At 40.6% G+C, this 14,885-nt stretch carries 9 protein-coding genes, 1 tRNA gene and 2 other annotated features; of the genes, 8 read left to right on the top strand and 2 right to left on the bottom strand.

Going from position 1 to position 14,885, the window contains the following annotated elements; genetic code table 11:
- Positions 1–159: 159 nt before the first annotated feature.
- From AC25CA_RS03360 to AC25CA_RS03395, 8 genes are all read left to right on the top strand, one after another.
- Positions 160–1,398 carry a uracil-xanthine permease family protein gene (locus tag AC25CA_RS03360; RefSeq protein ID WP_486815629.1) on the top strand — a complete coding sequence of 413 codons (1,239 nt, stop codon included), beginning with the start codon at positions 160–162 and terminating at the stop codon, positions 1,396–1,398.
- A gap of 404 nt (positions 1,399–1,802) precedes the next feature.
- Complete coding sequence (locus AC25CA_RS03365) at positions 1,803–2,219, top strand: hypothetical protein (protein ID WP_486815630.1); 417 nt, start codon at positions 1,803–1,805, stop codon at positions 2,217–2,219.
- Positions 2,220–2,324: 105 nt separating this feature from the next.
- Positions 2,325–5,099: a UPF0182 family membrane protein gene (locus tag AC25CA_RS03370; RefSeq protein WP_486815631.1), complete on the top strand. Its 2,775-nt coding sequence runs from the start codon at positions 2,325–2,327 to the stop codon at positions 5,097–5,099.
- A gap of 398 nt (positions 5,100–5,497) precedes the next feature.
- A complete protein-coding gene (locus AC25CA_RS03375; RefSeq protein WP_486815632.1) occupies positions 5,498–6,460 on the top strand; it encodes a PLP-dependent cysteine synthase family protein in 963 nt (320 codons plus the stop codon).
- 45 nt (positions 6,461–6,505) lie between these two features.
- Positions 6,506–6,699 (top strand) — a binding site (T-box leader).
- Positions 6,700–6,857: 158 nt separating this feature from the next.
- The gene (gene serS / locus AC25CA_RS03380; protein ID WP_486815633.1) at positions 6,858–8,123 is read left to right on the top strand and encodes a serine--tRNA ligase; all 1,266 of its coding nucleotides are present in this window, start codon (positions 6,858–6,860) and stop codon (positions 8,121–8,123) included.
- Between the two features lie 257 nt (positions 8,124–8,380).
- Positions 8,381–10,588 carry a copper amine oxidase N-terminal domain-containing protein gene (locus AC25CA_RS03385; RefSeq protein ID WP_486815634.1) on the top strand — a complete coding sequence of 736 codons (2,208 nt, stop codon included), beginning with the start codon at positions 8,381–8,383 and terminating at the stop codon, positions 10,586–10,588.
- 96 nt (positions 10,589–10,684) lie between these two features.
- Positions 10,685–10,761 (top strand) — tRNA-Arg (locus AC25CA_RS03390).
- A 140-nt stretch (positions 10,762–10,901) separates the two neighbouring features.
- Positions 10,902–11,372 (top strand): copper amine oxidase N-terminal domain-containing protein, encoded by a 471-nt coding sequence (locus tag AC25CA_RS03395; protein ID WP_486815635.1) that lies wholly within the window; start codon positions 10,902–10,904, stop codon positions 11,370–11,372.
- A 438-nt stretch (positions 11,373–11,810) separates the two neighbouring features.
- Here the strand turns inward: AC25CA_RS03395 and AC25CA_RS03400 are convergent, their stop codons facing one another.
- The gene (locus AC25CA_RS03400) at positions 11,811–13,805 is read right to left on the bottom strand and encodes a class I tRNA ligase family protein (RefSeq protein WP_486815636.1); all 1,995 of its coding nucleotides are present in this window, start codon (positions 13,803–13,805) and stop codon (positions 11,811–11,813) included.
- Positions 13,806–13,882: 77 nt separating this feature from the next.
- Positions 13,883–14,095: a binding site (T-box leader), on the bottom strand.
- Between the two features lie 142 nt (positions 14,096–14,237).
- Complete coding sequence (locus AC25CA_RS03405) at positions 14,238–14,876, bottom strand: class I SAM-dependent methyltransferase (protein ID WP_486815637.1); 639 nt, start codon at positions 14,874–14,876, stop codon at positions 14,238–14,240.
- Positions 14,877–14,885 lie beyond the last annotated feature (9 nt).

Below are 14,885 nucleotides of genomic sequence, written 5' to 3' on the forward strand. Positions count from 1 at the left end.
ATAAATCTTTAAATCAGTTCTGTGAGACTGATAAGAATATGAAAATTTTTTTGTGTATTTTCACCTTCTTGCGTCTTGCTTGAAGGTTTTTTTTTGCCATTATTCATGTTTATCATTCATTTTAACTCGGTCCCGAGAGGCCGGAAAGGGAGGAAACAAATGTCTACAAATGAACCTGCTATGACAAACTCTAATTATTACGAGGGACTAAACGGAAAGAACATTGTCTTGGGTCTTCAGCACTTGATCGCCATGTTTGGCGCCACAGTCTTGGTGCCCATCTTAACCGGATTAAATCCATCGGTTGCATTATTCTCCGCCGGAGTGGGAACACTAACATTCCATGCGGTTACAGGTGGAAAGGTACCCGTATTCTTGGGATCTTCTTTCGCATTTATTGCTTCTATCGTTGCGGTGGGTCAGACTTTTGGGGACCTTAGATACGCACAGGGCGGCATTATGGTTGCCGGTTTGATCTACGTTCTGCTTTCATTCCTTGTTAAGGGCGTTGGTGTCGATAAGGTAAGACGATTGTTGCCAGCACAGGTTGTTGGACCCATGATTATTGTCATCGGCTTGAACCTAGTACCCGTTGCTTATGGAATGGCCTCAGGAAACTTCCTGCTAGCGGGAATTACTCTGGGTTCAGCATTATTGATTAAATATGTGGCGAAAGGATTTATTCAGCAATTGAATATCCTTTTGGCAGTCGTAATCGGATATGTGGTTTCTCTTTCTATGGGACAAGTTGACACAAGCTTGATCAGCGATGCAGCTTTCCTTGCAATGCCATCATTTACAACGCCTTTGTTTGATATCGGAGCGATCATGATGATTGCGCCAATCGTTTTGGCTGTATTTATGGAGCATATCGGTGATATTACAACCAACGGTCAGGTTGTTGGAAAGAACTTCATCGAGGATCCGGGTTTGAACCGAACGCTTTTGGGCGATGGATTGGCAACATTAATTGCTGGATTGATTGGTGGACCTGCGAATACAACCTACGGCGAAAACACAGGGGTACTTGCAATTACAAAGAATTATAATCCAGCAACATTAAGAATTGCAGCATGCTTTGCGATTGTACTTGCCTTTGTTGGCAAATTGGGTGGAACCTTAAGCAGTATTCCTGTACCGGTTATGGGCGGAATCTCCTTGATGTTGTTCACGATGATTGCTTATATCGGGGTACAAACAATCAAACGTGAAGAAGTAAAAGTAAATGCAAAGAATTTGATCGTTATGGCTTTGATCCTCTTTATTGGATTGTCGCCGACTTATCTTGGCTTAACGATTGGAATTCCAGTGACAAGCTCAGTAAGCATTTCTGGCTTAAGCCTGGCAGCGCTGGTTGGTGTTATTGCAAATCTTGCATTGAATGGTTATAAAAAGTAAAAAAACTGAATGAAAGTCTAAAGATGTTTCTTAAAGAAGCATCTTTTTTTTTTTTACAAAAAGCGATTGAACTAGATGGGTTTTAAAAAAACGATTGTTTACTGTTGAAATATTCAACAAGCTCTTATCGCTATTTATTGAATATTTCAACAATAAACAGGGATTTAGGGAACCTATTCATCTTTTTTTAGGGGTTTTTGATAGATTGGATTGGGCCGAGAATTATCCGCAAAAATGAATTCCAAGAAATGGGTATATCAATGACTTTGTCAAGGGTAAATTTCCAGCTATTAACTTTTCGTTAAATTCGAAAAAATGTGGTAGAAAGGCAATTATTTGCGTATAATTATAATAAGAAAAACCTTTTCAACTGGAGAGGATTAGAATATGAAGGAGTGGTTATCATGGTGAAACTGTTAGTTGGTAACAAGGGCGCAGGTAAGACAAAGGCACTTGTGAAAATGGCGAAGGAAGCAAATGAAGCATCAAAGGGTGTCGTTGTATTTGTAACCACGAAAGACAAGCACATGCTTGAATTTCCTCACGAGGTACGATACGTCAACGCATTGACGTATAAATTGGAAACACTAGTGGGCATCGAAGGTTTTGTAAAGGGTTTATTGGCTGGAAACTTTGACATCGAAAAAATCTTTGTCGACCGTTTATATACTTTGATTGACATTGACGATGATTTACTCGAAAAGATTTTAAAAGATTTGGACGGGATCAGCGAGAGAAACAATGTTGATTTTTATCTCACCATGAGCAAGGAACCAAGCACCTTACCAGAAAGCTTGAAAGAATATCAACTTATCTTCTAATTTATGGAAAGTTTATTTGATTTTTACAAATAATACTCCTATGATTAATCATGGGAGTATTATTTTTTATGACGGGTATAATACCGTCGAAAGGAGATGAAAATTATGGCAAAGACACGAAAGAATGTTTTGGCGATCGTTGGCGGGATTTTGGTCCTGGCATTGATGTTTTTCAGAACAATCGTTAACTTTGTGACAGACTATCAGTGGTTCCGCGAATTGGGGTATACCGAAACCTTTTTCAAAAGATTGGTGACGGAATTTACTATTGGAATCCCAGCACTCGTGATCATCTTCCTCGTTGTTTATTTTTATTTAAGGATGATCAAACGAAATTATCTGGCACAATCAAAAGTAACTCTTGATCCAGACAAGAATAAGTGGATGAATCGAGGGCTCGGCGGAGTTTCCTTGTTAATCAGTTTGACAACCGCGATTAGTTTTGCAACAAGCCTGTGGTTCGTATGGTTGCAATTTGCAAATCGTACTGCCTTTGGGGTGGCGGATCCATTGTTCAACAATGATGTTGGATTTTATGTTTTTACCTTGCCGTTTTTGCGGGAGGTCGTTTCTCTGATATTGGGGCTTGTTTTCACCCTGGTGATTTTGACCGTTGTTTTCTATGCGATTATGATGGCGATTGCGCCACCACAGTCGGATGTTGAAGAAATGGAAGAAGTGGAATACCTGGGACGCCGGTCTTTTGTGGACCGCAACTTATCTGCAAAAGCAAAGGAATTAAATTCAAAGATTATCAAAGCAGCCCTGCATCAAGTCGGTGCATTGGCTTTTGTGATTTTGATGTTGATCGGGGTGAACAATTGGTTAAGAACCTTTGATCTTTTGTATTCGGCAACGGGCAAGGTCTATGGTGCCGGTTATACGGATATCCACATCTATCTGTGGCTGTATCGCGCATTAGCGATCTTAGGGATAGTTGCAGGGATTAGCGTGCTCTATGGGGCCTACAAGCGCAACAAACGCATTGCAATACTGGGACCTGCTGTTCTTGCAATTGTAGCCATTGGGGGAACCATCGTTGGTGGATTGGTTCAGAACTTGATTGTTGAACCCAATGAATTGTCTCGAGAGAAGCAATATTTGGAATACAATATCGATTACACCCGACAGGCCTATAACCTAGATGAGGTTGATGTAATCAATTATGAAGCGAGCACAAATTTGACGAAAGACACTATTGCTGCAAATCCGGAGACCATTGAGAATATTCGAATCAATGATTATCGTCCGGTGAAGCAGGTTTACACGCAATTGCAGTCTATTCGTCTATACTATGATTTTAATGATATTGATATTGATCGATACCATATTGATGGCGACTACCGTCAGGTATTTTTGTCGGCGCGGGAATTGAATCAAGAAAAATTAGATTCTCAAGCTCAAACCTGGATCGGACGACATTTGAAGTACACCCACGGCTATGGTTTTGTTTTGTCTCCTGTAAATGAGGTGACACCGCAAGGACAACCCGCTTTGTTTGTACGGAATATTCCACCGATTACGGATACCGATTTGAATATTCAACGTCCTGAAATTTATTTTGGGGAGTTGACCAATCAGTATGCAATTATTAATACCGATGAGAATGAGTTTGATTATTCCACCGGGGACGCCAATCAGGAAACCCGCTATGAAGGCAAGGCGGGCATCCAATTGAATGGAATCAATAAATTGTTGTACGCATTCCGTCAGGGCGACTTGGAAATTCTAATTTCCGGTGCTGTAAACAATGACAGCCGCATTGTGTTGAGACGAAACATTTTGGATCGAGTGAAAAAACTGGCTCCATTTATTCTCTATGATGAAGATCCCTACCTGGTTTTGAATCAGGATGATGGAAAGATGTATTGGATCTTGGATGGCTATACCACCAGTTCTCGATACCCGTATTCACAACCGATCAGCTATGAATCAAAGGTCAATTATATTCGAAATTCAGCCAAGGTAGTTATCGATGCTTATGAAGGAACCACTGATTTCTATATTGCTGATGAGAGTGATCCAATGATTATGACCTATGACAAAATCTTTAAGGATCTCTTTAAGCCGATGTCAGACATGCCGGATGGTATTCGAGCTCATGTGCGATATCCGCAAACCATGTTCAAGGTTCAAAGCGAGTTGTATCGAACTTACCATATGACGGATCCAACTGTATTCTATACCCGTGAGGATATTTGGAATATTGCCGAAGAGAAGTATATGGAAGGCGTACAAACCGTGGAACCTAATTATGTAATGTTCCGTTTGCCGGACGATGGGGAAGCTGAATTTTTATTGACGATCCCGTATACACCTAAAGGCAAGCCAAATATGACTTCCTTGTTTGTCGCCCGTAATGACGGTGACAATTATGGAGACTTGGTTCTCTATGAATTTCCGAAAGACAAGTCTGTAATGGGACCAATTATGCTGGAATCAAGGATTGATCAAAATCCTGAAATTTCTTCTCAATTGACCCTATGGGGCCAACAGGGATCCAGTGTACTACGTGGGAATATTATTGTAATTCCATTGGACGATTCACTTCTCTATGTGGAACCCATTTATCTGCAGGCAGACAATGCTAACAGCTTGCCGGAAATGCGACGAGTAATTGCAGCCCATGGAGATGACATTGTCATGGAGGAAACCCTGGAAGAGGCCTTGCTGGCTTTGTTTGGGGGAACCAGAACCACAGACAATGAAGGTAATGAGGTGGATTTGACTGAAGAGACTTTGATTGAGTTGATTAATCGGGCTCAAAATCTGTATGATGATGCGCAAGAAGCCGTTAAAATAGGCGACTGGTCAAACTATGGACGTTTTATGGATTCTTTGGCAAAAACATTGAATGAGTTGAGTAGCCAAACTGAATAAGAATTGAGTGCAAACCTCCCGAATTTGGGAGGTTTTTCATTTGCAGAGGGTGTAATCTGCAAATATAAGTTAAGCGAAGGCGGTCAGTCTTGAAAATATTTCAAGATGAATTCATTTGGCAAAGATGAATAGATCTTCGTTAAGCATTAAGCAAAATGCACGAATTTGCTAATATGCGAAAAAAACGAAGATGGTTTGGCTTGAACATCGAGAAAGACAAAATTCATCAAGGAAAGGATGAATAGATCTTCGCAATCATTTGCAGAGGGTGTAATCTGCAAATATAAGTTAAGCGAAGGCGGTCAGTCTTGAAAATATTTCAAGATGAATTCATTTGGCAGAAGGCCAGGGATTTGTTAGAATAGGAAGAGAAGAAAACAAGCCAAAGGGGGAGCCACATGATAGCAAAACGACTAAGCGATTTAGTGGGAAATACACCAATTCTGGAATTGGATCAAGGACGGTACGAGATTCCAGAGAATGTACATGTTTTTTTAAAGATGGAGTCGATGAATCCCGGTACGAGTGTTAAGGATCGAACGGTTTCATATATGTTCGATAAGCTAGAAGAATCCGGTGAATTATTGCCTGGTGGTACAGTGATTGACGCCAATGCTGGAAATACTGGGGTTGCCCTTGCCTGGGTGGGTGCAGAGCGTGGATATAAGATTGTCTTGGTTTTACCGGAAGATTACATAATAGAGAAACAGATTATGTGCAGGGCTTTGGGTGCAGAAATCATTCATGTCCCTTGTTGTTCAGATCATACGGAAACGGATGCAGCGGTCAACAAGTATCGTAGCGAACACCCGGATGCTTACTATTTTGATCAGTATGAGAATCCCCTGAATATGCAGGTGCATTATGAGGTAACTGGACCGGAATTATATAGTCAGCTTGACGGTAAAATTGATATTTATATGCATGGTGCAGGTACAGGCGGCACATTTACAGGGGTTGCAAAATACCTAAAGGAACAAAGCGAAGTGATTCAAGCGATCATCGTTCAACCGGAGGGGTCTGTATATTCAGGCGATAAATTCAAATCCTTTACATGCTCGGGAATTGGCAATAGCTTTATCCCGGGAAATCTAGATTTGAGTCTGGCCGATGAAATCGTTGATGTAAATCAAAAACAAATTGACGCGACGCTTTGGGAAGTTGCAAAAAAATCCGGTCTTTTAATCGGACAAGCAACAGGGGCTCATGTATACGCAGCAATTCGCAAGGCAAAAACGATGGCGGGTACGGATGAGAAGAACATTGTGGTGATGGCGACGGATGACAGCTGGAAGTACTTCACCAAAAATATCTTTGATACTTGCGACTGGATGGAAGCGAAAAATCGATTGGTAAAATAGGGGATTGACGGACTTTGGTCCCTTGTGGTATCATACGAATATATTGATTGAGCGATGAAGAGCTTAGTACCTTTGATTTGTTACATAGAGACCTTGTGTCGGGTGAAAACAAGGATCAAAACAAAGGGAATCCACCTTGGAGCTTTCGGAAACGACCGGACCGCCGGTTACAGCGGATACTGAGGGAGTCTGTTTACAGGCTAACTAGGGTGGCAACGCGGAATTGATCCGTCCCTATATTTTATAGGGACGGTTTTTTTATTTATAAGGAAATAGGTCTTTGGTGAGCACTCAGCTGTGATATCAATCGGTTACCTGCGACGACACAAAGACAGCCTGTCTTGAACAGAATTCAAGACAGAATTTATTATGAAATGGACAAGAAGGGGTGAACGTGATGTTGGACATCAAACGTATTCGAAAGAATCCAGAAGAAGTACAGGAATTGTTAAAGAGAAGAGGCGACTATGACCTAGGTGGTTTGATCGCATTGGACGAAGAACGCAGAACGCTGTTGGTTGATATGGAATCGAAAAAGGCCGAGCAGAATCGTGCTTCAAAAGAAATTCCAAAATTGAAAAAAGAGGGTAAGGATGCCTCGGAAATTTTTGCCGCAATGAAAACTTTATCTGGCGAGGTCAAAGGACTTGAAGCTAAGGTTAAAGAGGTAGACGATCAAATCGATACAATCTTGATGACTTTGCCCAACACGCCATGCCCGGATGTTACAATAGGAAAAGATGAAAACGACAACGTAGAGGTTATGTCCTTTATGGAGCCGACTGCTTTTGATTTTGAACCTCAAGCTCATTGGGACCTTGGCACAACCTTGGATATCCTTGATTTCGAGCGAGCAGCAAAGATCACAGGAGCAAGATTTACCTTGTTTAAGGGATTAGGCGCACGATTAGAAAGAGCGATTGCCGCTTTTATGCTACAGACCCATACGGAGAATCATGGATACACGGAGATTGCACCGCCATATATGGTGAATCGTGCATCGATGACCGGAACGGGACAATTGCCCAAGTTTGAGGACGATGCTTTTCATCTTCCTTCAAAAGATTTCTTTTTGGTTCCAACGGCAGAAGTGCCGGTTACCAACCTTCACCGAGATGAGGTGATCGATCAAGCGGCCTTGCCGGTAAACTACACGGCGTATACGCCTTGCTTCCGTCAAGAGGCAGGAAGCGCAGGCCGAGATACAAGAGGCTTGATTCGAAATCATCAGTTTGACAAGGTGGAACTGGTAAAATTTGCGCATCCGGATCACTCTTATGAGCAGTTGGAAATTTTGACTAATCATGCAGAAGCGATTTTAAAGGCCTTGAAGTTGCCATATCGCAAGGTGGAATTATGTACAGGAGATATTGGATTCTCTAGCGCCAAGACCTATGATCTTGAGGTGTGGATGCCAAGTTATAACCGATATGTCGAAATTAGTTCATGTTCTAATTTTGAGGATTTCCAAGCAAGACGTGCAAATATTAAATTTAGAGACCTAGAGACAAAGAAACTACGGTTTGTGCATACGTTAAATGGTTCAGGACTTGCAGTTGGTCGTACTTTTGCAGCAATCCTGGAGAACTATCAAAATGCTGATGGAAGCATCACTGTTCCAGAGGTATTGCGCCACTTTATGGGCGTGGATGTTATTCGCTAGCTATTCTCACGTATTTCGTGTGAACCGGGGCTGGGCAGTGTCAATCATGTTTTTTTATATGGGGATGTAAAATCAACGAGGGGACTCCAGCCCCAGGTATTAAGCTTCGTCAGAAACAGTCTGACGGAGCTTTTTTTTTATACAAATAAGGAATACAATAAAAATAGAAAGAAATTGAAAGAAACGCCACTTTTTCTGCTTAGTTTCGTCGTATATATAAGCAGGAGTAGAAAGACAATGAAAAAGGAGGAAATAGAATGAAAAGACTATTGGCATTTCTATTGATTGCCGTGTTACTTGCAGGAGCTGTGGGAACATCAGCCTTTGCAGCACCTGGCAACAGTGGAAAGGTGCATTGGAAAGATCAATTGATTATGAAATGGGATGAGATGCTAGAAGAGTATCTGGCATTAAAAGACAAATTAGAAGATCATGGAAGCCTGAATGGGGTGGATGAGGATCGTTACGATGAATTAGAAGAAATTTTGACGAGTAACAGTAAGGAAGCGAAGAAGTTTTATCTTGCTCTTCGTAATCATCTAAATAACAAGCATTATGTGGAACAACCCTATGTGCAAGATGCGGTTAGCGTGATGAATCGATTTAGACATCGCTTCGAAAATTGGGATGTGTTGCCGTTTAACAGCATTATCAGTCACAAGTACAATTTCTTGTTTGATACACCACCAATGTTGGCGGATGGTAGAACCTTAGTGCCTGTACGAGCCCTTGTAGAAGCCCTAGATGCTGATGTCGATTGGATTCCATATTGGGATAACAATTCGTTAACCTTTGGCAATTTTGCAGGATTCTCCAATATTGATTTGGAGGGAATGAGTGAAACTGCAGATGAGTGGCTGGATGATGAAATGAATGCCAATATTAATGTGGGCACACGAGTTTCTGTTGTTCGCATTACTTTAGAAGATGTTGAAATTGCATTATTTATTGATTTCCCTGTCGCATATGTCAAGGAAGATGGAAATATTCGTTGGGAAGCATTAGATACCAAACCACAGATATTTGATGATCGCACCTATGTACCGCTTCGATTTATTTCAGAAACCTTTGATTTAGAAGTCACATGGGATGATGGAACGATTATTATTGACGATGATGATGATCAAGATGAACCGAATATTCCTTCGGACATTGCCCGAAATAGCGGAGATGTTACGCAAGAGCCCATCACGGGAAATATGTACAAATTAAACGTTAATTTTGATCCATCGGACTATGACGTGACTGTAACGAGTACGGATGGTTTAGATCAAGGAAACAACGTTGATTTGTTGGTTAATTATAATGATTTCACCTTGTTTAATTTCAAACTTGATGGATATTATGTTGGCTTGGCAATTGATGTGCCTGACGAAATTGATTACGATTATGATACAGAGGACGTAGTTGATGTAGAGTGGAGAGGCAATGACATTGATAGCTATCAAATCGTAAATGATGAACTCTATGTGTACGTACCTGTAACAAAATCACTTGTGGGTACGAGTCCAAATCTTGAAGTCAGATGGGATCTAGATCTCGATAGAGAAACATTTGATGTGAAGTTGCAGTATTTGGCCTTCGAAAATGCGCCTGTGGTAGAAATGCCGATTGATCGAGTAGATGATGAAGTGATTCAGTACAATAACGTGGGCGGATTAAATTTAGATTTCAATTTTGATGGCGATGATAAAGATTTGGATATCGTTGGCGAGACAGGCAATCAAGTGCCGTTTATTGAAGCTGGTGATCCGTTACCAACAAAAGCTGGAAACTTTATTGGTATTCGAATTCCTTCTCCTGATGGATTTGATGATGAAGATTTTGAGTATATCGAATTTGAAAGCATGATCTTGGATGAAGATGAATTTGATTTGAATGATAACCGATTGGTTTATTATCTTGAAGTTGATCAAGAGAATCAAGCAGTTGCAAAAGAACTACGAATTAAATGGGGTCCAGAATATGTCGATGAGCTCATTGAAATTCGTTGGTTTGGTTTAAATTTAGAAGATGAGATTGTAAGTCCAATAAGATCAGCGGGCAGTATTCAACAAGATCCGGCTGTTACAGGCGGATTAGGTCTTGAGTATGTATTCGATGAGATGGAGAATGAATTGACCATTACGACTCAAGAGGGACGAGCAGTGACCTACTACAAAGCGAGTGAAGGATCCTTGATGGACTTGGACGACGTGGCGTTAGTAGATGGAAATTGGGTTGGTATTGAGATCCTCCTTCCAACAAATTATGATGGCGAAACGATTAAAGAGTTGAAAATTGGTGGAGAGACTTGGACTGACCTCGATTTAGATGGAAGTGGCAAAGACCGTTTGTGGTTCTATTTTGAAGCAGAAGTTGGCGTCAGTGAATTTGAGATCGAAATCATATGGGCAGACAACTTTGAAGCTGAAACCATTGAAGTAATTGTTTCACTTGGTGAGTTGGCTGAACCTACGGAATAACCGATACCTGCACCATAAATAGATGAGAGGAAGGCAGCCAAAAGGCTGTCTTTCTTGACATTTCGAGCCAATCTAGTTACACTAGTATAGGTATTTGTTCTCGTAGCTCAGTAGGATAGAGCGACCGCCTCCTAAGCGGTAGGTCGGAGGTTCGACTCCTCTCGGGAACGCCAGATAGAAATAAAGAGAAAGCATTGAAATTTAGGGTCTGTTATGATCCTGGGTTTCAATGCTTTTTTTATTTGAATATTTTGACTCATCCATATGAAAGTGGTAAACTTTAGGTATAAATCAATAATTTAGGAGGTTCTACGTGAAAAAGTATATTTTGCTTATGATATGTTTAATTCTGACGTTTTCCTCATCGGTTTTTGTTTTAGAAGAAAAAGAGTTTGTTACGGTTTATGTTGATGGGGAAGAAGTTGCTTTTCCAGATGAAAGGCCTTATGTTAATGAAGATGAACGAACGATGGTGCCGATTCGATTTGTTTCTGAATTGCTAGGGGCAAAAGTAATTTGGAATCAGGAGTGGGAGTATGCCAAGATTCTTAAAGGCGACGATGAAATTGTGATTGCAATCGGTACGAAAACGATCATTAAAAATGGTGATTATTACACCATGGATACAGAAGCAGAGTTAATAGGTGAGCGTACAATGGTACCGCTGAGGTTTATTTCTGAGCATCTTGGGGCGAAAGTTTCTTGGGCTGAGAAGACCGAGAGTGTATATATAGAAATTGATTTCGCAGAAGACCCATCGACCGAGATGGTCACGAGCCAATAGACAGAATAGATTTGAGATTTGTGAAATCTAGAGGTGATATTTTCAATGAAAAAGCCATGTTTTTCAAGGATAGAAGGATAAAATTCATTGGCAGCATGTGAATTATTAATCTATTTTAGGAGGAAGAGCTTGATAAAATGTTCGATGCACTCGAGTATATGACAGATATGTTCGAAGACTTATAAGCGACTGATTTGTCAAAATACAGCATACGACGATAAGGTCACGATCAAGTAATCGGGTAAGATTGAGTGTTCAAGAGTTTTTGGATTGCCGAATTTTTCTTGGCAGCTTCAATTTTACGACAAAGAGCAAGCGGGAGTTTGATGAAGGTTCATCAAACTCCTGTTTTTTTTTGGAAGAAATCGATGGAAAGGTTAAAAATAACGGTAATAAAAAAGACCCATTCTTCCGAATGGATCTTTGTTGAAACTGTCTTTATCTTTTGACTAATTGAGATTCGTGTTTCTCGAAAAAGTCAAATCTCGGTTCAATAAAGGTTAGTTTGTGAGTTATAGGATCATCCATATGGGCTGTAATCGGTTCGAAAATATAATCCCAAGACCATAGTGTCTCGTTAAGGTTCAGATAGTTTCTAGCATACTCAGCACTTTCCGGTACAAGGGGGTGAAGAAGGGTAAGGGCAACTTTAACGCCATATAGCGTATCGGCGATGATCTGTGAGCGATGTTGATCGTCATCGTTTGAGTCGGCTATTTTCATTTCCTTGGCCCAGTTTTTACTCAACGCTCGAATTAAGCTGTCTAGGTTATAAGTGACTCTATGGAATTCTTGTTTTGCCATATTAGACTCATAATCAAGTACACCTTTTTCAACCGTTTTTAGGATGTTTTCTGAGATTTCAAGATTAGGGACAATCGACTCGGTATACTTTTGAGAGGTATAGAAGCATGAACGCAAAAGTCGGTTGAGTACATTCGTTAATAGGTTGCCATCTTTTAAGGTTACATCCGCTTCATTCTCTTTAGCCTTTGGATCAAATGGTTTTGGATTGAAACTAACGCTTTTCTTTGAAAGACCCAAGCTCAAGAAATGCATCCTCAATTGATCTTTTGTATAGTGATTTAAAAGTTCGTCCGCCATTGGTGGCTTAATGGTACCTGAACTACTTGCTTTCGTATCCAAGAACAATAGATGACAGTTGGCAACGAGTCTAGGGAAATTCACTTCGCTTAAGTCTCGGTCATCATTAGGTCCGTAGCCCATATAAGCAAGTAACATGGCCATTTCAGCAATTCCGTAGAAATAAATATTATCCTCGCCGATAAACTGATATACTTTGGTTTCGTCTGAAATCCACCATTTACGCCATTCCTTTGGATCTTGTCCAATGGATTCCAGGTAGGTTTGTGTAAATGAAATGGGTGCCCAAAGTGATTCCGGCCATACCCAGAAGGTCAAGTCGTTTAGGTCATCCGTATTGGGCACGGGAACCCCCCAATCACTATTGCCGGACAATCTGAAAGGGACAAGAGTCTTGCCCGTTCTGAAACGGATTTCTTGTGATTCCAAAAGTGCTCTTCCCGTATCACGCGCATCTAGTGAATCAAATTCATAGGTCACTGATGGTTTTTTTGCTTCATCGATTAGCGTGCAATTTTCAAGAACCAAATTCTTTTCAAGAATTTTGGCTTGTTCTTTTCGAGTCACGTAGATGGCAGGATCTTTTAAGAACTCGTTCGTAATATTCAAAACCATGGGTCTTACTTTTCGTTCTTTTCGTTGAAGTTCGACCATTTTATGAAGTTGCTCGGTGTATTCGTCTAAAATAAAATACCAGTTAGAGACTTCTTTGAGAATTGGTTTTTCCCCAGATAAAATGCTGATGGGGTCAATCAATTCACTTGGTTGATATTGGTGGCCTAGTGCGCACTCGTCCGCATATGCTTTATCTGATTTACATCCTTCAAATGGACATGTTCCAATGACTTGACGGCCATTTAGGAATTCATTCGCTTTCGGATCAAAGAATTGCTTGGTCGTTAATTTTTTTAAAAAGCCGCCTTGATATAAAGCATCAAAAAGTTTGTTAGAAACTTCCTTGTGCACTTGACCGCTTCGATCAAACGCAGAAGAACCGTACAAACTTGGTGCAATATCATAGTCTGCTAGAGCTTTTTTTTGCAACATATGGAATTGGTGCACATAGTCTCTCATCGAGATATCTGAACCAGTTTCATCCTTATATTTTTTATGACTTGCTACAATGGGAGAACCATAGCAATCTGTACCTGAGACAAAGATGACATTGTCTTTACCAATTCTGTCTTTCAAAAATCGAGCATAGGTATCTGCATGAATAAATACACCGCCAATATGACCAAAATGCAAAGATTTGTTTCCGTAGGGCATGCCTGCTGTTATAACGGCACGCTTTGGAAATTCGGGTCTAGGTCTTTTAAATTGTTTCATCGGTTTTCTCCTCTTAAAGATTGATTTCTATTTCAATTATAATTTAATACTGTATAAAAAAACACCCCTACGCTATACGTAGGGGCGATAAGATCACGGTGCCACCCTAATTCTGCCTTTCGGCCTCATTAGACAATAGTCTTGTTCTGTAACGTGAACACACGTAGCTGTATCAAAATATCCACAGCGCAGCTCCAAGTCTTGGTTCATATCAAATCGTTGTCCCCTTTTCCAGCAACCGGGTTCTCTGTAACACGTAATGATACTACTCTTCTCTTCATCGCATTTGTACTTCGATTATATGGAGATTTACTCTGCATGTCAAGAGGGAAAGGTATCGTCTAAAATTCTAACGCATTTTATGAATAAGTTCGGTTGAAGGATCCACGAATTCAAGCCAATTACTGATGAGCAAAAGGGGTACCTGCTGCTTTATTTTCTGCCAATGTAGGAATACCCATTGGAGGGATTGCCATTCATGGTGGTGTATTGTATTGTCTCAAGTGAAATTTCTTGGAATGTGGAAGTGCTTTCCCTTACCCAATCCAGTGTGTGGTGCCGACATACACCACCATTTGGCAATTTGAAAGTGCCATACTGTTCAAAAATATCTTGATATTTCTTATAACGATCGAGGTTGCGTGGGTCTGTGTTTAACAGGAAGTCGCTTATGAGGACAATGCCGGCCGGCTTGAGCACACGATGGATCTCGGATAATAATGCAATCTGTTCTTCGTTTGATTCAATGCAAGTCAGTACTGCAAATAAAATTACAGCATCAAATGATTCATCAGGGAAGGGTAAAGCGGGCGTTTTTAGTGTTTTTAAATCTAATTCAGGGTAGAGACTCTTTCCTCGTTCAATCATTTTGCTTGAGAAATCGACGCCAATCAATTGCTCAAACCCTTCAAGAACTAACTCATTTAAGGTGCGACCGTAACCGCATCCAACATCAAGAATGGACGCATTCCATTCCAAGTGATTACTTATAAGATGCATAGGAATAGGTAAAGTGAATTTTTTTTCATTGGCAACGGTGTTCCAATAGTTCAGTTGATCGTTTCGTGACATCGAGTATCC

This window comes from Gottschalkiaceae bacterium SANA (assembly GCA_036323355.1).
Taxonomy (GTDB): domain Bacteria; phylum Bacillota; class Clostridia; order Tissierellales; family GPF-1; genus GPF-1.